A 24,003-nucleotide genomic window follows, 5' to 3' on the forward strand; every position below is an offset into this window, starting at 1 on the left:
TAACATTTAAACCCGTAGAATATTCTCAATTACTAAAGACACAGCTTTTAATTGAGCCAGTTAAAGACTTTAATAATTCAGAAAACATTTCCTGCATTTGGTCATATATTGTAATTTGTTCTTTTGAACACAAAATAAATTTAAAATTTCTTTACATTCTGTGAGTTGTCGGGCAATTTTGACAATTCATTAATGATAACATCATGAATAAGCAAGAAGAGCGCACTTCACTGAATTTTTTAGAAGCTATAATTGAAGAAGATATTTCCAATGGAAAGAATGATGGCGTAGTACATACCCGCTTTCCTCCTGAGCCCAATGGTTATCTGCACCTGGGCCATGCCAAGTCTATCTGTCTTAACTTTGGTCTGGCAGAACAGTACGGTGGTAAAACCAATCTACGTTTTGATGATACCAATCCTGTAGCCGAAGATATTGAGTATATCAATTCCATCAAGGAAGATGTGCACTGGCTAGGTTTTGACTGGGAGGACCGGGAGTTTTACGCTTCCGACTATTTCCCTCAGCTCTATGATTGGGCTGTACAACTTATTAAAGAAGGCAAGGCTTACGTGGATGACTCAACGGTGGAAGAGATACGCCGGATGCGAGGTACACCCACCGAACCGGGAGAAGAAAGTCCTTACCGCAAACGCCCGGTAGAAGAAAGTCTGGATCTCTTTGCCCGCATGAAAGCGGGGGAGTTTCCCGAAGGTTCTCGTGTGCTCCGTGCCAAAATTGATATGTCATCGCCTAATATGCAATTGCGTGACCCTGTCATGTACCGCATTCTGAACAAAGAACACCATCGTACCGGAGATACCTGGAAGATTTATCCTAACTACGACTGGGCACATGGGCAGAGTGATGCTTTAGAACACATTACACACTCTATCTGTACACTGGAATTTGAAATCCACCGCCCGCTTTATGAATGGTTTCTGGATCAGATTGGTGATTTTAAGCCTCGCCCTCGTCAGATTGAATTTGCCCGCCTTAACCTCAGCTATACGGTGATGAGTAAACGTAAGCTGCTGGAACTGGTCAATGGCAAGTACGTCAGTGGATGGGATGATCCTCGTATGCCTACGATCAAAGGAATTCGCCGTCGTGGTTATACCCCGGAAAGTCTGCGCAATTTTGCCGAGCGTGTGGGCGTAGCCAAGCGGGATAATGTGATTGACCTGAGCTTACTGGAATTCTGCATACGGGAAGACCTGAATAAAAAGGCTCCACGGGTGATGGGTGTATTGAATCCGGTCAAACTGATCATTACCAATTATCCGGAAGGTAAAACCGAAGACCTTGAGGTGGAAAATAATCCTGAAGATCCGGGTAGTGGAAATAGAATCGTTCCTTTTTCAAGGGAACTGTATATTGAGCAGGACGATTTTATGGAAGATCCTCCCAAAAAGTTTTTCCGCTTAGGACCAGGAAGAGAAGTAAGACTCAAAGGGGCTTACATTATCCAATGTGAGGACTTTAAGAAAAACCCCGAGACCGGAGAGATTGAAGAAATCTACTGTACTTATGACCCCGAAACCAAAAGTGGTGAAGATACCAGTGGCAAGAAGGTAAAAGGTACCATGCACTGGGTTTCTGCACCGCATGCCATGCCAGTAGAGGTAAGAATTTATGACAGGCTGTTTAGCGACCCTGATCCTGCTGGTCATAAAGACAAAGATTTTAAGGAGTTTCTAAATCCTGACTCTTTGCAGATTATTGAAAAGGCCTATGTAGAGCCAAGTCTGAAAGAAGCCAAGCCCCTGGAGCCTTTCCAGTTTATGCGTAAGGGTTATTATACCCTTGATCCTGACTCTACTGCTGGCCACCTGATATTTAACCAGACCGTCACTTTGCGAGACACCTGGGCAAAAATTCAGAAGAAATAATTACAAACCTGAGGGGAGCAGTAGCTCCCCTTTCTTTTAAAAAACATTCGGCTGCAAATGGCATCAAACTCAGCTTTGATCAGGTAGATGGGCCTTCTAAAAAAAAATTTAGTAATTTTACGATCTATCTGTAGTATTTGCTTAGTCTGGCATCGCTCAAGGTTTGTGCATATGAGCGATGTGACAATAAAAATAGCTGTCAACCCAACAGTTTCATTTTTGGCTTGCTGCAAAATGATTTTTTTTCAAACAATAGCATTCGCTACTTTATTTAATTTTCAAACTCATGAATAAACTTAAGATAGGAATTATAGGAGCTACCGGATATACGGGCTCCGAGCTTATCCGTATTTTATATGCTCACCCACAGGCAGAAATACAGCTGCTTACTTCTGAAAGTAAGGCCGGGCAAAAAATATCTGAGGTTTACCCCGCACTTTATGGTGTGGTGGATCAGGTTTTACAGCCTATGGCAGAGGTAAAAAACCATAAGCTGGATGTAGTATTTCTGGCACTTCCCCATGGGGCTGCCATGAATTTTGTCAAAGACTATTCTGATGCTGATTTCAGAATCATAGACCTTTCAGGAGATTTCCGGCTGAGCAATGCTGATGTTTATGAACAGTGGTATGGCATGGACCATATCTTCCCTCAGGGATTTGAAACGGCAGTGTATGGCCTACCGGAGATTAATCGTGAGCGCATACGAGATGCCAAACTGGTCGCCAATCCCGGCTGCTACCCTACTGCTTCCATACTGGCCACTTACCCTTTGATGAAAAGTAAGCTGATCAATCCCGATTCCATCATTATTGATGCTAAATCCGGGACTACGGGTGCCGGAGTGAAGCCTAAGTCAGCCACGCATTTTACCAATGTACACGATAACTTTAAACCCTACGCTATCAAAACGCACCGGCATACTGTAGAAATTCAGGAAACGCTCAGCGCGCCCGGGCTAGAGGCTACCGTACAGTTTACGCCTCACCTCCTACCTATTGACCGTGGGATTATTGCTACTGCCTATACCCATCCCGAAGGTGAGATCAGTGAAGAAAGAGTACAGCAAGCTTATGAGGCGGCCTATGCTAATGAACCATTCATTCGCCTGCGCCAGCAGCCTCCTTCAGTGAAAGATGTGCGCAGCTCTAATTTTTGTGATATCTTTGCCACTTATGATGAGCGTACCAGAAGAATCATTACGGTAAGTGCAATAGACAACCTGGTAAAAGGCGCATCCGGACAGGCAGTGCACAACATGAACCTGATGTTTGGTTTCGCTGAAAATAGCGGACTGCAACAAGTACCTATCAACCCATAAATAAGAACCAAATACGTAGCTTACATGATTAGAAATATAACTAATGTTAAAGGATTCAGCTGTTGGGGAGCCCACACCGGCGTAAAATCCATGAAGAGGGACCTCGCTCTTATCTTTTCTGAAGTACCTGCCAGTGCGGCCGCTACTTTTACTCAAAACAAAGTGGTCGCTGAACCTATCAAAGTTTCCAAACGTCATATCGCCAATGGCAAGGCACAGGCAATAGTGATCAATGCAGGTAATGCCAATGCATGCACCGGAGAACAAGGCCGACAAGGTGCAGAGGCAATGGTGGAGACTATGGCGGAAGAACTGGGAATAGACAAAGAATTAGTCCTCGTTGCGTCCACTGGACTCATCGGCAAAGCATTTCCCACAGAAGAGATTGTTGAAGGAATACGTGAAAACGTGAAGAAGCTGAGTAACAAATCTAATGCAGGTTCTTTCCTTGCCAATGCTATTCTTACTACTGATACCTTTGCTAAAGAAGGTTTTGTAGATTTTGAGATTGACGGCAAACAAGCAAACATGGCAGGTATCGCCAAAGGCTCTGGTATGATTCATCCGAATATGGCAACCATGCTGGCCTTTATCTGTACCGACGTGGCCATTTCTCCTGAGATGTTGAGAAAGATGGTAAAACAGGCAGTTGATACCTCTTTCAATATGATTACCGTAGATGGTGATACCTCTACCAATGATATGGTAGGCGTACTGGCTAACGGATTGGCGGGTAATCAGGAGATTCAGTCGGAAGATGATCCGGGTTATGATGAATTTCTGCATCAGTTGGAGGAAATGATGAAGCACCTGGCCAAGCTGATTGTATCCGACGGTGAAGGTGCCTCCAAGTTTATTGAATACAAGGTTGTCAATGCGCCTGACGAACTTACCGCCCGCAAGCTGGTACGTAATATTTCAGACTCAACGCTGGTCAAAGCTGCCATGTATGGCCGTGATCCCAACTGGGGAAGGGTGATTTGTGCAGCGGGTAATGCCGGAGTACCTTTTAATTATGAGGACGTGGACCTCTATATCGGGGAAGAGAAAACACTTGTTAAAGTGCTGGAAGATGGCAAGCCGCTGGAGTTTGACCGCAACTATATGAAAAAGATTCTTCGTGAATCACATATACGCATCCACCTGGATATGAAAAGCGGAGATGCCGAAGCTGAAGGCTGGGGTGCCGACCTCACCACCGATTATGTAGTCTTCAATTCAGTATATACGACTTAGAGACTTATTGATATTTATGTTTAAGAAGGGAGCTTTTTGCTCCTTTTTTTAATGTCTTAATCTCACTCATAAATAAATCCTCACGTAATCAATCTTGAGATAATTAGGCCAAGTTGTATTCGTGTCCGGGGCTTCTGTCCGGGTGCCATTGTTGAGTACCAGGTACATATCTTCATCCGGCCAGGCTGCCACTGAATCCGCATCCAATGTGTGTACTTCCTGCTCATCTATGTACCATGTAGCTTTATCGGCTGTCCACTCAAAACCGTAGGTATGCCATGCTTCATTCTGGTAAGTGGCGTCAAAGCTACGAATCCAATGCTCCTCCCATTGCTGATCGGGATAAGCACCGTGGCACAGATGATTACCCATAATGTCTTTACCTACACCTTGGCGGTAACCAAAATATTCAAACAAATCCCACTCAGGACACCAGACCAGGTTTTCTGAAATCAGCCAGATGGCAGGCCATACTTTATCTCCGGAAGGAAATTGGGCACGTACCTCTACATAACCTTTGTTCATATGCAGTTTGTGCATAGACATTACCCAACCGCTGGTGTAGTCAAAATCACCCTCAGGATCGCTGCCCTGAAAGTCTCTTTTCTGATTTCTCAACACCAGTTTTCCATCTTCCACATACACATCTTCGGCAGTGATATAACCATCGTACTGATCTCCCAGTAGATGTGCGCCTTTGGCACCCGGCACGATATCACCGCTGGCTTTATCCCTCAAGCTACCTGCTGTCCAGTAAGTCGTATTGAGGCTATCAAAATTGTCTTCAAAGACCAGCGCAAGGTCTTTCATCGGTTCTTGCACCATTTTGTCTCCTGAAGAAAAACCCAGAACACATAAAGCAGTCAGTAAGGTGAGTAATATCATCTTCATAGCCTGCAAAATACCATTTTTCAGCAGACTTATTATCCTTCTAAGTTCTGTTGATCAGTTTGAAAGCCAGCGTGGGTGAGATTCTGGACAGGAGATTGAGCATGCCTACTTTGGCCACCTTGATCTCCTGCTGTCCTTTTTCCAGTTTGCTCAACATCTCTGCTACTGCTTGCTGAGGACTAATGGCCATATCAGGTGCATTGCCCTCATGCCAGGGCGTATCCACTACCATCATCAGCACCTCTATAATTTTCACCTGCCTCTCACGCAACTGATGTCTGAGCACCTGGGAAAAAGAGTGCAGTGCCGCTTTGGTGGCATTATAAATGGGATAAGCTGCTTTAGGAGCATACACCAAACCGGTGGTAATGTTGATAATGGCCGGATTAGCATTTTTTTCAAGCAGCGGTAAAAAAAGCTTGGTCAGGGCAATGGGTGCCATGAGGTTGGTCTGAATTTCTGCTTCCGCTTTCTCCACCATCGCTTCATCTTTCCTAAAGTCGGTGCGGTGAACAATGGCCGCATTGTTGATCAGCATATTGCAATCAGGGTGATTTGCCGCTACCCACTGAAATAATTCCTTCCGCTCAGACTGAAGCGCTAGATCACAAGCGAAAATCTCCAGCTCCGGTATGCTCTGTAGGGCCTTTTCCAGCTTGCTTTTGGAACGACCACAAATCAGCACGCGGTTACCTTTGCTTGTCAGCACTTTGGCGAGTTCTAAACCGATACCGGAACTGCCACCGGTGATCAGAATTGTATTATCTTGTAATTTCATCATCTACACTTTTAATTGAATATACTCAAAGGAAGCGTAGTGAAGACAGAATTGCATTAACCTAGGTTAACGACGCCCATTTTTCTTCGGATTCTGCTGAGGGCAACTGAAGTGATGCCCAGGTAGGAAGCGATGAGGTGTTGCCTGATTCTCTGATCCAGGCCGGGATAGCGTTCCAGAAATAGTAAATAGCGTTTTTCCGCGTCATAGATTAAGAACTCTCTTTCGCGGGTTTCCTTGATGAAAAAGGCTTGTTCCATCATGAATAGCAGAAATTCAATCCAGCATTGGTGTTGGGAGCGTAAATCATTCCAGGCATCATAGTCAATCACCAGAATTTCTGCATCTTCCAGCGCTTCTATGGTGAAATGAGAAGGCGTTTCCTGTATCATGGCACTGTAAGAACTCAGAAACGATCCTTCAGGAAAAAAACCTTTGGAAAACTCATTTCCTTTATCATCTACATAAAAGTAACGAAAGAGCCCTTTATTGATGAAAGCAAACTTACGGGGCACCTGACCTTCCCGGATAAAAAAGGCACCTTTGCTGAGTGACTGAGGCTTGCAAATGCTGAGGAGCTTCTGTTCCTGTTCCTCAGGCAGATCAACAACTGAGCGTATACTTTGAATCATTAGGTTTTCCATTACATGAATTTTTGATGAACAGAAGATCTGGCAGATTTCAGAAATCTGCCAGATCTGAGTTTACCAAATCTCATTGGCCTCTGTAAGGATGATCGCTTCACCATCGGTGACGACGATCGTATGCTCATGCTGAGCAACATAGCCACCTCTGTTGCCTTTGAGTGTCCAGCCATCTCTTTCTTCACGGGCTATCGTGGAATGCGTAGCAATAAAAGTCTCTATGGCAACCACCGAGTTCTTTTTAAAGCGTTCACGATTATACTTATCGTAGCAGTTCAGGATTTCCAACGGGGCTTCGTGCAGGCTTCTGCCTACCCCATGTCCTGCCAGATTCCTGATCACACGATAACCAGACTTTTTGGCTTCACTTTCTATCATTCTGCCAATGTCTGAGATGCGTACGCCACTTCTGATCCTGCCAATGGCTTTATAAAGTATTCGCTGAGAAGCCTCTACCAGTTTAGTATGCTGATTTACCTCATTACCCAGTACAAACGAGCCTCCGTTATCTGCCCAGAAACCATCCAGTTCAGCAGAAACATCTATATTCACCAGATCACCTTGTTTCAATACCTTTTTGGCTGTTGGGATACCGTGAGCTACTTCTTCATTGACACTGATGCAGGTCCAGCCGGGAAAGCCATAGGTGAGCCGGGGCGCAGACCTGGCCCCCATTTCCTTCAACAGGCTTCCTCCGTACTCATCCAGTTCGGCAGTGCTCATACCGGGCTGTGCGAAGTCACGCATCTTTTTTAAGGTAATGCCTACGGCTTCGCTTACTTTCTGTATGCCGAGCAGTTCTGATTGTGAGGTAATGGACATGATAATAATGAATAGTGATGAATGAACAATGAGTAGTAAATGATGAAACGAAAGATAGCATAAAATGATGGTACACCTAAGCATCACAGACAAACTGAAATGCAGGATTATTATTTATTTACAAATTCTTATTGCTTTGGCTTAAGTGGTTTAAATGAGTAGTGAATTCACTTACAATATTTGAGTATAATGGCTTAATATTTGAATTTAAAAAAGTTGAGAATTTTATATTAATTAGAATACAAAAGATTCTTCACTTGCTATTATTGCGCTGGTGCAACAGCAGATTCATTCACTTCTCCCCATTATTGAAACAGTTACGGATGGTGTTAGTGGGGCTGTACCAGGAGCCGCTGCCTGTTTTTTCAGTGGAGCTATAGCGTGCATTGCTGTTGAGCTTCTTCTTTCATGTCGTAGATGAACTGTTTAATTATGTATATCAATAAAAAGCAAAAGAAAAGGTCATTAATTAGCGTTGTATTCCTAACATTGTGGTTTATGGCCTTTGCCCCGCACGGGTCTTTCAATCCAAAGGAGGTCGGCTTCTGGATATCTATTATGTTCGGCCTAACCACAAGCTTTGGCACATCTTATATACTTTATATTATGCACAAAAAGTATGGTGATGATCGTAAAGAAGAAGCTGAAGGAGACTAATATCAAGGCTCACTCAAGCTATTCTGTACTCTGACTTTTTAAAACTGTCAAAGTTACTTTACCGGACTGATACAAAGTCTTCTCCTTTTTACTTTCTGTATCTGGTAGCAGGTTTGTTTTTCTCAAAGTATGACTTACCAGGCTACCAGATCCGGGAGCTTTGCTTCAATTCAAAATCCGCTCTTACATTAACAAAGCCCAAAGCGAGTACTTTACTCCTCTTCCGACTGATTGGTTACCTGGCCTTCGGTAGTAAAGCTGGCCGGAGCAGACCACTCACTCCAATTGAGGTTTTTATCTCGGTACCTCACGCGCCAGAAATAAGTCGTACCTTCATTGAGCTTTCTTACCTTTTCATCGGTCAGGTCATCGTCTTTCTGCAAATCCTGATAGGCATACCAGTCTTCAAACTGCTTCCAACTGTCAAAGACCGGCTCCTTAAAATCCTCAGTAGTGGCTACCTGCCAGTGGCTGGCGCCATGTTCAGCACTTGCCAGATCACTGCTGAAAGCATTGGCCTTGAGCAGGATATTGAAAACGTTAACACTTTCATTCTTAGGAGAAATGGCCTGAGGCGCAGTTGGTTTTTTGTCAAATCTCCATACGGTGACACTGTCTCTCAGCTCATTGTCTCTTTCCAGGTTTTCATTGCCCTGGCTAAAGCGCTTCACGGTAAACTTAGGATCGCCCTGATTGGGGTCTACTTCTACCATCACAAAGCCGTATTCATCCTGGGTTACGGTAAACTCATCATAGTTCTGCTGGGCAAACTCTCCCCAGTAGTCAATATTGCCACCCGAAGTAGCCACGTTGATCCACAAATGCTTATGATCCCGGGACTGCCCACGGGAATAACCATGCGTATGCCCGAAGAAATGTATACTGGGCTTGCCGGTTTCAGTGCTGAAAGCCTCCAATTTCTTCACCACTTCTCCGGTAAAATCCTCTTCCCCATCCAGCCAGAGTTCTGACTTATGAGGATGGTGCAACTGGGCAAAGACAAAGTCAATGGAGTCATTGTCACGAGTCTGATCTAGTACATTTTCCAGCCAGCCCAGTTGTGTACGGTTGCGATAGCCTTCGTTAGAGTCCAGGCCAATGATGCGCACATTGCCGTGGTCTTTGTACCACCAGTGCTCGTCAAATTCGGGACTGCCGTTTCTGGGCAGGCTGAAATACTTAAAGAAATACTGGGAGTTACGCTCATGATTTCCGGGAACCGGATAAACCGGAACCTTAGAGAATAAGTCCTGCGCAGGCGCGAAGAAATGATCTCTCCATTGCTCATACACCCCGCCATCAGATACCAGGTCGCCGGGGATCATCACCAGGGCGAGGTTCTCCGGTACTTCACCCTCAAACTCATTTTGCAGGTAAGTAAGAATGCCATCCTGCACAATCTCAGCAAACTTATCCGGCTTGCCGTCGTCAATCTGCATATCGCTCATAGCGACCAGCTGGAATGCCTGCTCGTCTCGGGCAAAAGGGGGAGTTTTGAACTGATAGATATCTGAAACTGCTTTGCCGGTTCTGACGCGATAATAATACAGGGTCAGGCGGTCCAGTTCTGTTAGGGCTACCTCATGCACGCGGGCGTCGGTATAGTTGATAGGGAAAGCTGTTCCTTTCGTTTTCTTGCCCAGCTTGGGCGAGGTGCCCCACTCTACGATACTTTCTTCTCCCGAAGAGGTCTCCCACATCACTTTGATGGAATGAGGCGTAGCATCCTGAAGATACGGCTTAATGGTGATTTCGCTAGAGGCATTATTCTGAGCGAGCGCAGGAAAGCTCAGCCCTAGCAATAGCAGGATAAAAGCTTGAATCTTTTTGGTCATTGGTGTTTAAGGTTAATAAGGCTCAACAAATATAGGGATAGTCAGTATTTAGGCTAGCCCATACTTTGCAGAATGACCAAAATTCCTGATTATTTTGGTAGAGAGGAAGTAATGCGTGTTAACAATACGTTACTTCTTACTTTTCAGACAGCATTCGGCTTACTTCTTTCCATACATCTGCGGCTACTGCTTCGGGTGAACGGTTTCCATCAGTGATGAAAATGTTCTCCTCATCTTTCACCTTATCAAAAGCTTCGTAATACTTATCTCTCACCAGCTTGAGGTTGTCCAGCGTCTCATACATTTCGGTAGTGTCGCGCCCCTTATTGATGCGTTCCATACTGATCTCCGGGGAGATATCTATAAAGATGTTGAGAGCAGGGCGCAATAGCTCCGCACTCATAGCATTGGCCTGTATGACCCAGTCCATCTCCATATGCACGGAATGATAGGCATAAGAAGAGAGGTAATAACGATCGGTCAGCACGGTATAGCCTTCTTCCAGCTTCTTCATGATACCCTCGGTTTTACTCAGCAGATGGTTCAGACGATCGGCTACAAACAGTCCGGCGATGACCTTATGATCGGCTTCCATGCGGTGACTGAAGATGTCCCTTATCATCTTACCGATGGGGCTGTCGGTAGGTTCAAAGGTAGTATATACTTTGTACCCTGCCTTCTCCAGTTGCTCTGCCAGCAGCTTAATCTGCGTACTTTTTCCACTTCCGTCTATCCCTTCCAGGGCGATCATTACATTCTTTGTCATGGCTTATCGGTCTGTGCTTCTAAAACTATCCGCGCCAAAGATAGGAGGTATGGATCAATTAGGCAGAGAATGATAATTTAAATTTGCAGTTGCAAACAGATTAGAATACTAGTCTTCAATCTCACCTTCTATCAGTTGTAGTATATGATCAATCAGCTCCATCAGGGGTTGGTAGTGGACGTATTCAGTGCTCACACTGTTGGAGATATAGAGCAGCAGATTGTTCTCAAAGGCGCGGGAGCTTAGCAAGTTCAGGTTGCTGTAGTGCTGCTCACTTTGGGGAATATCCAGTTCCTGGGTGGATATACCACTCAGATCAAAGATGGTTCTTACACTCCCGGCATCCGTTCTGAGCAGGTCTATCATCTCTTCCCGCTGCTGACGGAGGCTTTCTTCCTGCCTACGCAGGTTATCAATCACCGATTCCCAGGAGGTGAGGTAAATTCTGAGTTCAGCATTGGACACATCTTTCAGGCTGCCCGAGCTGATCATTTCGTTGAGTAAGGAGTTGTTAGGGTTGTAAACAATTTCTGAGGCAAAAGCATGGTAGAGCAGTTCGGATAATTCCTGCTCGCTGGGAAGCACACCTTCACTGATCAATCCGGCAATAGTCTTCGCACCTTCATAATTCTGCTGATTCACCTCCATCAGGGTTTGCAGCTTGGCCTTATTTCTCTCAAACTCACTTTTTAGCGCGTTCAGATAAAACTGCTCTTTTTCCCGAATGATACGGTTTTGATTCCAGTTGTTGATACTCAGGGCAATCAGGATACCGATCACCACCAGCACAATTTCACCGATGGCATAGAGCAGATATCGGCCAAACCTGCTCTCTGTCAGGAATTGTCTTCTAATATTGCGGAAGAATTTCATTGCGTTAAGAAGCTATCATCAAGGCAGCATCCTAGCATGATGGTAATTGTAGCTGCCGATGCATTTTTCCCTACAAGATAATAAATGTGCTGACTATTGGGGCAGTATTCCTTAGGATAAAACTTCCATCCCTTAGTAACAAGAAGAATATTTGGTACGCTTTAACAGTTCATTCCAAGTGAAGGAATCTTGACCGTTTTCCCCTCAACCTTATTGGACTTTTAGTATGGTCAAGATGCCTGACGGCATGACTGTAAGGCTTAGGGTATAAAGATATTTTTCATTCCGCATTGAAATGGAGCCGATGTGGCGCGGGAATCTTAACCACTTGTGCAGATTAAAAACTTTCATGATGTCCACTACGGTTTGGCTAAGATCCCTTCGCAAGACTACGGGATGACACAGTATAATAAGCTTTAGTTTGGCAATAACCAGAATAATGTCTAATGATTGGTAAGAAAGGGGCTTACCCGCCTCATCAGGTATAAAAGGAAGTGCTCTTTACCTCTGTGAGTTCAGGAGCAAGTCAAAGCGATTCTACGTATTTATAAGAGTCTAAAGCACTTCTCTTCCTAGGATTGATGCCAAAGTCATAGGACTTTAAGTCCAAGTCAGGTGGATTGTACGTAAATCCGGCTGACTTTTGGGCAAAGTCAGGTGGATTTACGTAGCAAACGTAAGTTGGCAAGGCTGCGTCTAGTGGAGCAGTGTAAAAGTAGTACGACTTACAGACCAATCCATAGAGATTCACGTAAAACATAAGCTTATTTACGTAGTTTCCGCCCGACTTAAGCCTAAGTTGTTACAGCCAGTGCGTGTAAGGTTCAGGATAAAGCTTTTCTCACTCCATCCTGATACTTAAACCAACAAGCAGGATACTGAGAGCACAGAGGCTATTCATCAAGCAGCCCAAAAGCCTCAAAGTTGGTCAGCAGATGATCGGCAAAGCGAAGAAAACCCAGGTCGGTAAAATGCACCCCATCTACTGTTCCTTCATGATCATCGCCCAAAGCTCCCTCATGGCTCACATAATAGATATGCTTCAATCCCTTTTCCTGTAGTTTTTTATATTCTTCCTGAAGGGCTGCGTTCTTTTTCATAAGCAATTCGTTCAGCTCCTGATTGAGATAAGCCCCTTCGTAGATGAGATTTTCTACCAGCACGATGGGTATTTCGGGTTTTTGCTGACGGATGATCTCCACCAAAGGAATCGTACGCTCACTTACCTCGTCCGGCTTCATATTGGGCAGGCAGTCAATCACATAAAAGCGGGCGTCAGTTTGAGCGATTAGCTCAGCAATGGGTGCTTCCATCTTGCCATTCCCGCTAAAGCCAAGATTGACCACTTCCACATCCAGCTTTCGGGAGATGATACTGGTATGCGCCATGCCGGGACGGGAAGCGCAGCCTCCCTGGGTGATAGATGTACCATAGAAAATGATAGGGTTTTGCCTTAAAGGTTCAGGTTTTTGTATCACACTAGCCGAGTCAATGCCAACCTCCAGCTTTTCCAGGCCGTCATAGAGGGGAAGGAACAATTTGTATTCCCGCCTCTCGGTGCTCATATGCTCTACCAGCAGTGCATTATTCTCTTTTCCAGTGGGTTTGGCGGTATTGACGTATTGCCATTTCCCCTGATGTTTGAAGTACAAATCCAGTCCCTTGATCCCGGTCTCCGCCATATGGGGCATATCCGCATCATTGAGTACCGTCCATCTCGCACTGATGCTGGAAGAGTTGGATAAAAAGCGCACTGTCAATCCAGCGGAGGATTTGGACAGGTTCCAGACCGGCTCTCTTACTTTTTCCTGATAAGCATCCGGTAAGCGGAAGTAGGGATTAGCTTTGAGAGATTCGTCTACACAGCTCCCTTCAATCAGAAAATGCTCTTTTCCATAGTACTGTATGCTGTCCTGTTCGGTCTGCTCCTGCGCATACAGCATATTAACATTGGTAATGAGCATGGAAATGAGCCAAAGGGAAAGAAAAGAAAGACAAAGTTTAGGCTGCGGCCAAAGAATCATCATCATAGAGGTAGAATTGCTGCTTGTTATTAAACAAATTCCAAGGTAATGATTATTTCTTTGTGCCCAGCAAATACAGGATAACGCCCGGACCGGACTTCATCTTACCGATATCCCAGTTAAAGCTATCTTTATTATCCAGCGTGCTGACCAGTTGCTGAATTTCCTTCACCGAATAAGTTCTCAGGCAGGAGACCATCCCATCCCACCATACGAATAAAGGCACGATCGGAATGAGGTAGGTAAACAGTATTCTGCCCAGCCTGAATGGACGGATCATGGGCGCAGTAAGTAGTACGGTAATGGGTGAAAAGAACATCGCCAGGAAGCTTTTGAAACTTCTTTCCTGCGCTTCAAATATGGCGATGGGCTGCTGAGCATCTACCGCATTTTGCAGTATGCGACGGGCATCTTCCGGTGTGAAATGATGCAGGGACAAAAACTGGGTTCTCAAGCCTTTAAGCTTCTCGGGCCCATCTCTGGCATCTACCGGCTCTGTAAGGTAATCTATATTTTCCGCCTGCTTTTTGGTATAGGCAAAAGCATCGGTATTGGGAAAGTAATCGGTGAGCAGGATTTTGAGCTGGGGAGTAGACTTTAAGAGTTCTTTGTTTAGCCATAGTAGCCCTCCTCCACCTCCCGAAGCAAGGTCTATGATTTGAGCAGTGCCACTATTCTGCAATCCTTTTTGCAGCAGAGGAATGGCTGGCTGGTACATTTTCGTTTGGTTGGCCAGAAACTGCAAAAAGTCGGTACCGTAGTTTCTCAAAAAAGATGGAAACCAGGGCAGGTCTTCAAATTCAAACAGATGGATGCGTGCCATAGCTTAGGCTGGTTGCTATGATAATTTACGCATTCTTTCCCTCTGAACACAGTCTTATTAATGAATTTAGGGTTTTTGAAGCGCACTTGTCAGTATATTCTGGTTGACCACTGGCCAGCCTTCACTGTCCCAGTTGATCTCGGCAATCTTCAGCTTGGCATGACCATTATCATTGATATCATAGGCATGGAAGACCAGATAATCTTTGTCCTCAAAAGTATAGGCGCTGTTATGGCCTACCCCTGCCCAATCCTGATTACCTTCTATCACCAATGAGCCTCCTCCTTTTGCCATAGATTTTCCTTCCTTATCCAGATAAGGGCCGGTCACATGCTCCGATCTGCCTACCACCACTTTGTAGGTACTATTCTCACCCCGACAGCAGTAGTCCCAGGAGGCGAAGAGGTAGTACATTGAATCTTTTTTAAATATAAAAGGCGCTTCAATCGCGGCATCGCCCGGATGCGCATCAGCCAGGCCCGGACTACGCTCACGGCTGGCAATAGTGAACCATTCCTCTGGCTCCGCCAAAGCATCTCTATTGGGTATCAGCCTGACCAGTTTGAGTCCGCCCCAGAAGGAACCGAATGACAGCCAGGGATAACCTTCTTCATCGGTGATAAGATTAGGATCAATCGCATTCCACATATCCCGGTTAGGCACCGACTGTATGACCATCCCCTGGTCTTCCCATTGGTAATCCGGGTCATCGGCATCCAGCGTGGTATTGGTGACCAGGCCAATGGCCGAAGTATTCTTCCCAAAGGCTGAGACTGAGTAATACAGATAATATTTGCCATCGTAGTAACTGATGTCGGGAGCCCAGAAATGTCCACGGAAGCCGGAAACCGCTTCCTGCGTCCATTCGGGAGCTTCATCAAATACGCGTTCTTCTTCCTTCCAGCTTTGCATATCGGTAGAGGAGAAAACAGAGATACCCCTTCCCGTGCAGAAGAGATAATAAGTATCTCCCTCCTTTATCATCACCGGATCGTGTACACGAATATCTGTCTGCTGGGCTAGGCAGTTATTAACAACGCTGAAGCTTAGAATACAACATATTCCTAATATGAAGAGCGTATTTGATAAATAAGTGCTGGAGGTTTCTAATGCTAATGCTTTTTTCATCACTCTGTTCCGAATTTGATTACCGACAAAGAATAGGGCGCAACCTCTACTGTAAACTGCTCTCCTGTAATGTCAATGCGCTCGTATACCGGACTAATATTTTCGGGTGACACAAAAGAATTCTCCTCTTCCAGCCTCTTACTTTTCAGCACTGTCATCGTTCCGCTCTGATCAATGCCTGATGCTCCCTCTACTTCCAGGTCCAGCTGCTGGTTAGTAGCAGTGGTATTGACCACTTTTATGATAAGCTGCCCGTTCTCCGCATCTTTGACAGCGGAAGCATAAAGCCCTTTGTCCCCGATTACCGGCTTTTCATCTTCGCTTAGCTTCAGCAGATGCGTTCCTCTGTTGGTGGAGAATAGCTTTTGCACATAATAATTAGGCGTAGCATAAGCTTCCAGATTGTTGAACCAGATGAGGTCGGGTGTCCACTGCCAGCCATCGGCATGGGCAAAGAGAGGTGCATAAGAGGTGAGGTGTACTACTTCCGCATTGCGCTCCAGGCCGGTCATGAAAGCTGCCTCGGCCAAAGCACATTCCCAGTTGTTTTTATTGTTTGGGCTGGCAATGGCTACGCTCTGCGCAGCATATTCTCCAGCAAATATCTTCGGGCCATTGCGGTCATAGCTGTCGTAGCGATCGGCATTATCCAGAAACCACTGGAGATTGCGGTAGTAGTGTTCGTCAATGATCTCAGCATCCAGCTTCTTAAGCTCCTGTATACCATACTCAAACATTTCGCCATCAGGAAAGGGACCGCTGCCCGATACGATGATCATCTCCGGATAACGGGATTTGATGGCCTCCTCAAACACTTTGTAACGCTTGATGTATTCCGGTCCCCACTGCTCATTACCTATGCCGATGTATTTCATGTTGAAAGGCTCAGGATGTCCCATATCAGCCCGCACCTTACCCCAGGGAGAATCAGTAGAACCATTGGCAAACTCAATCAGGTCAAGTGCATCATTGACATAAGGGTCCAGTTCATGCATAGGCACCAGTTCTCCGGTATTGAACTGGCAGGCGATACCGCAACTCAGGATAGGCAGAGGCTCAGCTCCCATATCTTCAGCGAGCTGAAAGTACTCAAAGAAGCCCAGCCCAAAGCTCTGGAAATAATCGGGTGTGGGGCGGTGACTAAATTCCGTATTCCAGCGGTTGATCAACAGTTCACGGTCTTCTATATCGCCCACTGTTTTCTTCCACTGATAGCGGCGGGCAAGTGTACGACCTTCTACGATACAGCCTCCGGGAAAGCGCAGAAAGCCGGGGTCCAGATCGTCCAGCAATTGTACCAGATCGGCCCGCATGCCTTTAGGACGATCTTTCCAGGTGTTGGCAGGAAAGAGCGAAACCATATCAAGATCTACTTCACCTTTACCTTCAAACTGAATCTCAAGATGCGCTTTCATCTCTGTACCGGTAGTGGTAAAGTTAGCCTCGTAGGTTTTCCAATCATTGCCTGAAGGCGAAACTGTGGTTTCTCCAAGAGAATTACCCAATGAATCCACTAAGGCAATATGCATTCTGGAGTTTCCCTCCTGCTGTCGGGCCATCACGCTAAAGTTGTAATCTTCTCCTTCTTTTACGCCCATTCCCCTGAAGCCGGTATTGGTTAGCAAATAACCGGTATCTGCTTTAACCGTAACGCGAAGGAAAGTTGTATTAGGATTGGCGGTTGACCCTTTAAGAGCCGAAGCAAAACCGGAGTGATCATTCATGGAGAAGCGGTCGCTCTTAGGCTGTTCCCACCCCATCAGCGGATCATCAAACTCAAATGAACGGTTTTTGATCATCTCCGCGTAGATGCCTCCATCGGCAGCGAAATTGATATCTTCAAAGAAAATACCGTACATGGTGGGCTGTATTTCTGTCACTACATCAGCTACATTGATCACATAATGGTGTGAATCTTTTCCAGAAGAGGACTGGGCTAACAGATGAGCATGTATCAACAGTAGCAGTAAACACAAAGCGGAGCGACCATACCATACTAAACCATTCATACTGTTTTTCATAGGATAATTTATTGGCTATTTGCTTGATCGTTAGGGTTAAATAGAGCTGTCAACCTTCACAAAGCCTTAGACAATTCTGAAGATAAATTCAACCTTCTACCATTATACCCAATCTTTCAATGAAATGAAATGCTACGAACAGCCTAAAGTCAAATGAGAAGTTGTTTATTGATTATCAGCAGCAAATGAATAGACATTGGAAAACGAGATACTTCTTTCCTCCCAAATAAGCTTACTCTTTTGTTGCGCATACTTACCCCTAAGATGCTAAGTGTTTGCTTATGGCTTACTCACATGCAGAAGTATCTCGTAATCAACAACCTAGCACTACAATTCAATTTTTTGTACCTGCGAGTAGAGCATTTCTTCTACCCCGGCGGTTTTTACACCTACCCTAGCAAATACATAGCCTTTGCCGGATATGCTGGCTGGTATCTCAGCACTTAGATTCAGGGGCGTACCCACTTCAACTTCTGCACCGGGCAGGATCATCTCCCCTTCTTTGCGTACTTCATCCACGATCATGGACTCTCCTATGTAAAGCGAAACATACTCCACGCCCAGTACCGGATTAACGCCTTCTACCGAAAATGTGGCATTTACCATATTTCCACTGCCACTGATGTTCTCATCTCCAATGATGTAATAAGGATTAACCGCCACATCAATCTCGGCACTGCCGTTGAGATTAACGTCTATGGAGTCTTCTCTCTCCAGCCAGGGACCATTTCCTCTGAGCAGAACCAGTTTGTAGTCACCATCAAAAAGTTCGGCAGAAAAGCTGCCGTCCTGGGCCACAAATACGGGTATTTTTTCAAAATCGTCATACCCATACTGCCAAAGCTCTAATTGTACACCATCACTTCTTAGGCCTAAAGGAGCATCATTGTAGACGATTTGTCCAGTGAGGGTGGATGATGGCGGCTCAAAGTTATCCAGTTCGCAGCCTGATAATGTGACTACTGCTAAAAGAAAAACAATATATATATGTTGAATACTTTTCATGACGCAATACAATTAATGGAATGGGTTTCTTACGAGTTCGGGATTATTATTCAATGTACCGATGGGTATTTCCGAATAATAATTGCTCAGCTGGAATAATCTGGGTGCGAGGAAACGAGGGGCCCTCATTTTCATATAGACATACTTGCCGTCCTTGCTGGGATCGTCAGGATGCACTACACGATAAGGGTACATGGCATATACGCTAGCCTCAGGATTTTCTATGGCGCCGTTCCATACTTCATGCGCTTCTCTCCAGCGCTTAAGGTCCCACACCCTATGGTCTTCAAAAGCAAGCTCTACGCTTCTTTCATTCTGTATTTTTTCTAATGTCAGGTCATCCGCTCCCAAACTGTTGGCCGGAAATCCGGCACGCTCTCTGAGGCGGTTGACATAGCCCAGAGCTTCGTCGGTCAGGCCTAATTCGTAAGCGGCTTCGGTAGCATTGAGGTAAATTTCTCCCAAACGGAAGCGGACCCACCAAGTATCGCTTTGTATACCCCGGGTACTGGACTGAGGCGCATCATCCACGTACTTGCGGAGGTAGAAACCAGTATTGGAGACTTCAGTAGTGGTACGGTGAGGACCAGCCAGCGCTGTTAATACTCCTCCATCCTCATATGTTGTACCCAAAGCATCTTCTACAATATCGTAGTTTTGACCATTCCAGACCATTACTCCGGCCTGCATCACTATTTCCTGTCCTTTGAAGGTAGCGCCGGGATAGACTATGGTTCCGTACAAGCGGGCATCTTTGTTGGCAAATATGTCTTCAGGATTATCATAGTAGATATAGTCGCTGTCATCCGCAGTACGGGTTCTCAGTTCACCTGAACTTCCATCCAGGTACTCAAACCTTTCTACCAGACCCAATGAGGGTGTGATTGCTGATGAACTCAGGTTATCCTCCCGAATAGAGCGGACAATGTTTTCATAAGCAAACAGATGTCTTTTGTCAGCTGATAAGAGGAAATCCTGTACCCAGATGACTTCTGTATTGTTCGTTTTGGAAGTAACCGCTTCATAGAAGTTAGCCCCCAGATCGGGATTATTCTGATACAAAGCATAAGGACCTTCATTGATGATGATGCGTGAAGCTTCCAGTGATTCGGTATAATACTCATCGGCTCTGGAAGCCGGGATACCTACCTCGCCTCCCGGTGTATTAATAGGCACCGGCATCTGGTTGTTGTACTTCGCAATTGACGCTGCATACAGCATCGCTCTGCTTTTAAGCGCCATTGCAGTAAATCGGTTGGCCCGGGTTGCACTTCCATCATTACCCAATTGATCAGCTATGGCATCAACCTCCGAGGCGATAAAGTCATATACTTCTTCTTCCCTGCTGCGCGGTAACTGAAGATAAGAAGGATCACCGCTAAAGTCATAAATAAGCTGCTCAGTTACCAAGGGTACACCACCCATACGCTTCACCAGTTCAAAGTAAATATAGGCTCTTATGAATCTTAGCTCCGCTGTGAACTGCTGCTTCTGGGATTCGCTCAAAGCAGTAGACTCTGTTTCTATCTTGTCTATTGACAAATTGATGTCACGGATGAGTCCGTAGTCCCAGTAATTCCATCGCCAGATAGGATAAGCAGGAATGTTATTTAAGCCTTCATTATTCGCAAAGCCCGACCACATGGCATCGGTATAAGCGGCCATTTCTGTCCAGCCACCGGTAAGAGAGTAATGTGCTGGCAATCGGTCATAGAAATTGGATATGGTACCCAGAATCAAATCAGGGTCGTTCCACACCTGGTCATCTACCAGAACTGTGTTGGGCTCCCTTTCCAACCAGTCAGATTCACAGGAAAATATGGCTATCGCTAATGCGGAGAGCATTAATGTTTTGATATACTTCATAGGTTGTTATAAAGTTAAATTGAAACCAAAGTTGAACAAGCGCTGCTGTGGATATACCAGGGCATTTTCCGGGATAATTTCCGGATCAAAACCATAGTCTTTGGTATTGTCTATAGAGAAAAGGTTGGTACCATTAGCGTATACTCTTAGACTGTTAATTCCAACCTTATCCAATAGTGAGCTGGGTAAGTTGTATCCTATTTCCAGGTTTCTCAAACGGATATACTGTATGTTGACCATCCAGAATGTGGAAGTACGAGAGTAGTTAGGGTGCCCCCAGTCGTTCCTGATAGCAGGATATGTTCCAGAAACCCACTCACTATCAGCATTGTAAGGGTCTACCCTTCTCCAGTTGTCTTCAAACAAATAATCGGGTGAAGTTCCGTTGTTAGGGAATGGATAACGTAGCTCCCAGTTACGGTTGTAGCTCTGTAGGGAAGCACCAGCAAAAGTAAAGGACATAGATAATCCTTTGTAGGACACTTCACCATTGATGCCAAAGCTCAGGTACGGATTCCGTCCCAATCCATACCCGATGGGCCTCTCATCCATATTATTGATGATATTGTCCCCATTGACATCTTTAAATTTCAAATCGCCTGGCAGATGAGTTCTGTTTCCCTGTAAATCATTATTGATAGGATAATTGTCAATCTCTTCCTGTGACTGGAACTGCCCTACTACTTCATACCCCCACTGTATCCATGCCCAGCGATCTTCTACAGCGGTGCGGTATTCATCCCATGAATTACCATAGCGAGGTTTGTAACGCTCCAGGAATCTCCATCGGGACAGCGTAGCGTTGGCTCCGATTTTGAACTGGATTTGGTCATTCACTCTACCAGTATAGGTCAGCGCACCTTCAATACCACGGTGGGCATCAGATTCCAGATTTTCAACAGGAAGAGTATAACCTACTTCATCGGGTAAACGAACATCATATCTACCGGCGGGTAATCCTTCTCTTCTTCTTTCAAACACATCAAACTGACCAAATAACTTGCCTTCAAACAAGCCGATATCTATACCAATATTGGTAGTAATGTTGTCAATCCAGGAGAAATTGTTAATGGGTGGGTTTCTGGGGTCTACTCCCGGCACCAGGCCACCATTCAGCACAGCGCTTCCCCCGGCTCCTGTAAGAAAATCGTAGCCAGCATAATAGCTGTAAGGAGCGATGACAAATGCATTGTTCTGATAGAGTCTTTCGTTTCCAATATAACTGTACGATGCTCTTAATTTCAGTTCGCTTATGAAGTTAACGTTGTCCATAAAGGCTTCTTCGGATATTCTCCATCCGGCAGAAACACCTGGAAAGAATCCGTAGCGGCTATCTTCAGGAAAGAGAAAGGAGCCATCGTATCTACCTAAGACTTCCAGAAGATATTTGTCTTTGTATGAATAATTAAACCTACCAATATATCCCTGGCGTGCTTCTTCGCTCAACTCATCTATCAACAGGTCCTGATCATTAAATGACATGATGGGGATATAATTATTCGGCGGAACGGTATGCACTACCTGATAATGTCGCTGACGGTCTACCCGCTCAAATCCCAATAAAGCACTGATATTATGGTCGCCAAAGGCCTTTTGGTATGATGCCTGAAACTGCCCTACCCGGTCTATCAGATCTTCTCTGCGCCTCTCTCTCCAGGGGTTTTGATTACCTCCGGTGATTTCGTATGTATCAGTATCCTCATTATAGGTATAGGTATCATAAGTATACTCAAAGCCATCAAAATCCAGATTGGCAAAGGAGTAGGAATAAGTACCTTTGAGGGAAAGACCAAAGTCAAAATCATATTCAGCGTAGAAATTTCCTTTTACCGTTCTCCAGGTATCATCTATGTATCCGGTTATTTCTTCGGTATAGGTTGCCGGATTCACATTCACATTGTGGGTGGTGTTGATGTAATTGGGATTGTCGTTGGCGTAAGGCCTTTCAGTAGGCCACATGGAGAAAATACTGAGGAAAGGATTGAAGTAATCATCCAGTCCCGGTACGCCTACCTGTTGGCGGTCTTCAATTCTACCACTCAGTTGTGTACCTATCCTTAGTCCGTCAGTAAGTGTAACCTCTATATTGGATTGAAAATTAGTACGGTTGAAGTTGTAATCATCAATCAGTGCATCCTGGTTGAGGTGGCTTAAAGAAACGAAATACGTGGCATTTTCGCTTCCCCCCGAAGCATTACCATTCAGGTAGTACTGGGGCACGTTAGGCTTAATCACAAAATCATAATAATCAAAGCTTTGATAACCAGGCTCAGTACCGAGTCGCCATCTTTCCAACTCTTCGGGTGAGATATCTGCCGGAGCAGGTCTTCCCAGGTTCACTTCAGACTCTACTCTCGCTCTCAGGTACTGGTAAGCATTGGCCGGTCTGGGATAGCGGGTAAAATTCTGTAAGCCATAGTAACCTGACAGATTGATCTGCGCCTCCTGGCCAGCTTTTCCCTTTTTGGTAGTCACCAGCACTACGCCATTGGCAGCCCTTAAACCATAAATGGCTGCCGAACCATCTTTCAGAATGGAAATACTTTCTATATCATTTGGTCCCAGGTTATTGAATTGTGCTTCATCAGAAGGAATACCATCTATAACATACAAAGGGGTACCGAGATTACGTATCTGTAATGAAGTAGCAGCACCAGGTCTTGCATCTCCCTGGCGGGTAGTGATTCCCTGAATTCTACCCACGAGTGCTCCCGATGTGGTGACTGCCGGAATTTTAGTAAGCTCTTCAGAGTCAACACTTCCTATCGCACCGGTGATGGTCTCTTTGGTTTGCGTACCATATCCAACCACCACTACTTCGCTCAGGTTTTGTATATCGGGTGCCAGGTTGATGTTGATCGTACTTTGGCTGCCTATTTCTACCTCTTCAGGCGCATAACCTACTGATGAAAATACCAGTATATCAGCATCCTCAGAAACAGTAAGCCTGTAATTTCCATCAATGTCAGTAACTGTACCGGTAGTACTACCTTTAACAAGTACGTTGACACCTGGCAATGGCTCTTCAGATTCTATATCCGTGACCTGACCATCAATTGTTCTGGACTGTGCCCAGGCAGAAGGTGCCTGAAAAATGAAGCACAAAATGAAAGAGAGGCACAAGTAGCTGGTACGCCTATACCTCTTCAGCCCGGCTAAGAGGGGTAAGTAAATATCATTCATAGTGTTTTAGGTTTATAAAAAATGTATTAGTTCTAGTTGGCAGCTCACCAGGTGAGCTCTTTTTAAAGCGGTTTATCCATAAGTCCACCTGCTGTTTAAGGAAATCCTCGCTTTGAAGATTATGAACTTGTTTGTTGAAATACTGCGCATATATACTTATTGCGTTGAAATATCAGGCTAAAGCATATTTAGCTTATGTCTAAAAGTGACAAAAGGGAGGGAGGAAGGGGTGGACTAA

Annotated in this window: 19 protein-coding genes; 4 read left to right on the forward strand and 15 right to left on the reverse strand. The window is 45.2% G+C overall.

Annotation, left to right across the window (positions count from 1 at the left end; all coding sequences use genetic code 11):
• Nucleotides 1-203 precede the first annotated feature (203 nt).
• The 3 genes from WJR50_RS13785 (at nucleotide 204) to argJ (ending at nucleotide 4,449) form a co-directional block, all read left to right on the forward strand.
• The gene (locus WJR50_RS13785; protein WP_341293874.1) at nucleotides 204-1,892 is read left to right on the forward strand and encodes a glutamine--tRNA ligase/YqeY domain fusion protein; all 1,689 of its coding nucleotides are present in this window, start codon (nucleotides 204-206) and stop codon (nucleotides 1,890-1,892) included.
• Between the two features lie 286 nt (nucleotides 1,893-2,178).
• Nucleotides 2,179-3,213, forward strand: coding sequence for an N-acetyl-gamma-glutamyl-phosphate reductase (argC, locus tag WJR50_RS13790; RefSeq protein ID WP_341293875.1), 1,035 nt, complete (start codon nucleotides 2,179-2,181; stop codon nucleotides 3,211-3,213).
• Between the two features lie 24 nt (nucleotides 3,214-3,237).
• Nucleotides 3,238-4,449: a bifunctional ornithine acetyltransferase/N-acetylglutamate synthase gene (argJ, locus tag WJR50_RS13795; protein ID WP_341293876.1), complete on the forward strand. Its 1,212-nt coding sequence runs from the start codon at nucleotides 3,238-3,240 to the stop codon at nucleotides 4,447-4,449.
• A gap of 66 nt (nucleotides 4,450-4,515) precedes the next feature.
• Here argJ and WJR50_RS13800 read toward each other — a convergent pair whose 3' ends face one another.
• From WJR50_RS13800 to map, 4 genes are read right to left on the reverse strand one after another with little or no spacing between them, the layout of a single operon-like run.
• Complete coding sequence (locus WJR50_RS13800; RefSeq protein WP_341293877.1) at nucleotides 4,516-5,340, reverse strand: glycoside hydrolase family 16 protein; 825 nt, start codon at nucleotides 5,338-5,340, stop codon at nucleotides 4,516-4,518.
• A gap of 40 nt (nucleotides 5,341-5,380) precedes the next feature.
• A complete protein-coding gene (locus WJR50_RS13805) occupies nucleotides 5,381-6,121 on the reverse strand; it encodes an SDR family oxidoreductase (RefSeq protein ID WP_341293878.1) in 741 nt (246 codons plus the stop codon).
• A 53-nt stretch (nucleotides 6,122-6,174) separates the two neighbouring features.
• Complete coding sequence (locus WJR50_RS13810) at nucleotides 6,175-6,762, reverse strand: Crp/Fnr family transcriptional regulator (RefSeq protein ID WP_341293879.1); 588 nt, start codon at nucleotides 6,760-6,762, stop codon at nucleotides 6,175-6,177.
• 60 nt (nucleotides 6,763-6,822) lie between these two features.
• Nucleotides 6,823-7,584, reverse strand: coding sequence for a type I methionyl aminopeptidase (map, locus tag WJR50_RS13815; protein ID WP_341293880.1), 762 nt, complete (start codon nucleotides 7,582-7,584; stop codon nucleotides 6,823-6,825).
• A gap of 498 nt (nucleotides 7,585-8,082) precedes the next feature.
• Here map and WJR50_RS13820 point away from each other — a divergent pair, with 498 nt between their 5' ends.
• Nucleotides 8,083-8,241: a hypothetical protein gene (locus WJR50_RS13820; protein WP_341293881.1), complete on the forward strand. Its 159-nt coding sequence runs from the start codon at nucleotides 8,083-8,085 to the stop codon at nucleotides 8,239-8,241.
• A 212-nt stretch (nucleotides 8,242-8,453) separates the two neighbouring features.
• Here the strand turns inward: WJR50_RS13820 and WJR50_RS13825 are convergent, their stop codons facing one another.
• From WJR50_RS13825 to WJR50_RS13875, 11 genes are all read right to left on the reverse strand, one after another.
• The gene (locus WJR50_RS13825) at nucleotides 8,454-10,076 is read right to left on the reverse strand and encodes a purple acid phosphatase family protein (RefSeq protein ID WP_341293882.1); all 1,623 of its coding nucleotides are present in this window, start codon (nucleotides 10,074-10,076) and stop codon (nucleotides 8,454-8,456) included.
• Nucleotides 10,077-10,212: 136 nt separating this feature from the next.
• A complete protein-coding gene (gene tmk, locus WJR50_RS13830) occupies nucleotides 10,213-10,842 on the reverse strand; it encodes a dTMP kinase (RefSeq protein WP_341293883.1) in 630 nt (209 codons plus the stop codon).
• A 108-nt stretch (nucleotides 10,843-10,950) separates the two neighbouring features.
• On the reverse strand, nucleotides 10,951-11,715 hold the full coding sequence (locus WJR50_RS13835; protein ID WP_341293884.1) for a DUF6090 family protein: 765 nt from the start codon (nucleotides 11,713-11,715) through the stop codon (nucleotides 10,951-10,953).
• A 526-nt stretch (nucleotides 11,716-12,241) separates the two neighbouring features.
• Nucleotides 12,242-12,475, reverse strand: a complete 234-nt coding sequence (locus tag WJR50_RS13840; RefSeq protein ID WP_341293885.1) for a hypothetical protein — start codon at nucleotides 12,473-12,475, stop codon at nucleotides 12,242-12,244.
• 133 nt (nucleotides 12,476-12,608) lie between these two features.
• The gene (locus WJR50_RS13845) at nucleotides 12,609-13,745 is read right to left on the reverse strand and encodes an SGNH/GDSL hydrolase family protein (protein WP_341293886.1); all 1,137 of its coding nucleotides are present in this window, start codon (nucleotides 13,743-13,745) and stop codon (nucleotides 12,609-12,611) included.
• 46 nt (nucleotides 13,746-13,791) lie between these two features.
• The gene (locus tag WJR50_RS13850; RefSeq protein WP_341293887.1) at nucleotides 13,792-14,562 is read right to left on the reverse strand and encodes a hypothetical protein; all 771 of its coding nucleotides are present in this window, start codon (nucleotides 14,560-14,562) and stop codon (nucleotides 13,792-13,794) included.
• 66 nt (nucleotides 14,563-14,628) lie between these two features.
• Nucleotides 14,629-15,690: an arabinan endo-1,5-alpha-L-arabinosidase gene (locus WJR50_RS13855; protein ID WP_341293888.1), complete on the reverse strand. Its 1,062-nt coding sequence runs from the start codon at nucleotides 15,688-15,690 to the stop codon at nucleotides 14,629-14,631.
• A complete protein-coding gene (locus WJR50_RS13860; protein WP_341293889.1) occupies nucleotides 15,690-17,711 on the reverse strand; it encodes an alpha-L-arabinofuranosidase family protein in 2,022 nt (673 codons plus the stop codon). The genes WJR50_RS13855 and WJR50_RS13860 overlap by 1 nt, the downstream gene beginning before the upstream one ends.
• Nucleotides 17,712-18,038: 327 nt before the next feature.
• Nucleotides 18,039-18,716: a DUF3823 domain-containing protein gene (locus tag WJR50_RS13865; RefSeq protein ID WP_341293890.1), complete on the reverse strand. Its 678-nt coding sequence runs from the start codon at nucleotides 18,714-18,716 to the stop codon at nucleotides 18,039-18,041.
• 12 nt (nucleotides 18,717-18,728) lie between these two features.
• Nucleotides 18,729-20,582, reverse strand: a complete 1,854-nt coding sequence (locus tag WJR50_RS13870) for a RagB/SusD family nutrient uptake outer membrane protein (RefSeq protein ID WP_341293891.1) — start codon at nucleotides 20,580-20,582, stop codon at nucleotides 18,729-18,731.
• A 6-nt stretch (nucleotides 20,583-20,588) separates the two neighbouring features.
• Nucleotides 20,589-23,765 (reverse strand): SusC/RagA family TonB-linked outer membrane protein, encoded by a 3,177-nt coding sequence (locus WJR50_RS13875; RefSeq protein WP_341293892.1) that lies wholly within the window; start codon nucleotides 23,763-23,765, stop codon nucleotides 20,589-20,591.
• Nucleotides 23,766-24,003 lie beyond the last annotated feature (238 nt).

It is taken from the genome of Catalinimonas locisalis (assembly GCF_038039535.1).
Taxonomy (GTDB): Bacteria; Bacteroidota; Bacteroidia; order Cytophagales; family Cyclobacteriaceae; genus Catalinimonas.

What these genes read in the sequence shown, in the direction of transcription:
- WJR50_RS13785 (WP_341293874.1), top strand. Translation starts at nt 204, where the DNA reads ATGAATAAGCAAGAAGAGCGCACTTCACTGAATTTTTTAGAAGCTATA.
- argC (WP_341293875.1), top strand. Translation starts at nt 2,179, where the DNA reads ATGAATAAACTTAAGATAGGAATTATAGGAGCTACCGGATATACGGGC.
- argJ (WP_341293876.1), top strand. Translation starts at nt 3,238, where the DNA reads ATGATTAGAAATATAACTAATGTTAAAGGATTCAGCTGTTGGGGAGCC.
- WJR50_RS13800 (WP_341293877.1), bottom strand. Translation starts at nt 5,340, where the DNA reads ATGAAGATGATATTACTCACCTTACTGACTGCTTTATGTGTTCTGGGT.
- WJR50_RS13805 (WP_341293878.1), bottom strand. Translation starts at nt 6,121, where the DNA reads ATGATGAAATTACAAGATAATACAATTCTGATCACCGGTGGCAGTTCC.
- WJR50_RS13810 (WP_341293879.1), bottom strand. Translation starts at nt 6,762, where the DNA reads ATGGAAAACCTAATGATTCAAAGTATACGCTCAGTTGTTGATCTGCCT.
- map (WP_341293880.1), bottom strand. Translation starts at nt 7,584, where the DNA reads ATGTCCATTACCTCACAATCAGAACTGCTCGGCATACAGAAAGTAAGC.
- WJR50_RS13820 (WP_341293881.1), top strand. Translation starts at nt 8,083, where the DNA reads ATGGCCTTTGCCCCGCACGGGTCTTTCAATCCAAAGGAGGTCGGCTTC.
- WJR50_RS13825 (WP_341293882.1), bottom strand. Translation starts at nt 10,076, where the DNA reads ATGACCAAAAAGATTCAAGCTTTTATCCTGCTATTGCTAGGGCTGAGC.
- tmk (WP_341293883.1), bottom strand. Translation starts at nt 10,842, where the DNA reads ATGACAAAGAATGTAATGATCGCCCTGGAAGGGATAGACGGAAGTGGA.
- WJR50_RS13835 (WP_341293884.1), bottom strand. Translation starts at nt 11,715, where the DNA reads ATGAAATTCTTCCGCAATATTAGAAGACAATTCCTGACAGAGAGCAGG.
- WJR50_RS13840 (WP_341293885.1), bottom strand. Translation starts at nt 12,475, where the DNA reads ATGTTTTACGTGAATCTCTATGGATTGGTCTGTAAGTCGTACTACTTT.
- WJR50_RS13845 (WP_341293886.1), bottom strand. Translation starts at nt 13,745, where the DNA reads ATGATGATGATTCTTTGGCCGCAGCCTAAACTTTGTCTTTCTTTTCTT.
- WJR50_RS13850 (WP_341293887.1), bottom strand. Translation starts at nt 14,562, where the DNA reads ATGGCACGCATCCATCTGTTTGAATTTGAAGACCTGCCCTGGTTTCCA.
- WJR50_RS13855 (WP_341293888.1), bottom strand. Translation starts at nt 15,690, where the DNA reads ATGAAAAAAGCATTAGCATTAGAAACCTCCAGCACTTATTTATCAAAT.
- WJR50_RS13860 (WP_341293889.1), bottom strand. Translation starts at nt 17,711, where the DNA reads ATGAAAAACAGTATGAATGGTTTAGTATGGTATGGTCGCTCCGCTTTG.
- WJR50_RS13865 (WP_341293890.1), bottom strand. Translation starts at nt 18,716, where the DNA reads ATGAAAAGTATTCAACATATATATATTGTTTTTCTTTTAGCAGTAGTC.
- WJR50_RS13870 (WP_341293891.1), bottom strand. Translation starts at nt 20,582, where the DNA reads ATGAAGTATATCAAAACATTAATGCTCTCCGCATTAGCGATAGCCATA.
- WJR50_RS13875 (WP_341293892.1), bottom strand. Translation starts at nt 23,765, where the DNA reads ATGAATGATATTTACTTACCCCTCTTAGCCGGGCTGAAGAGGTATAGG.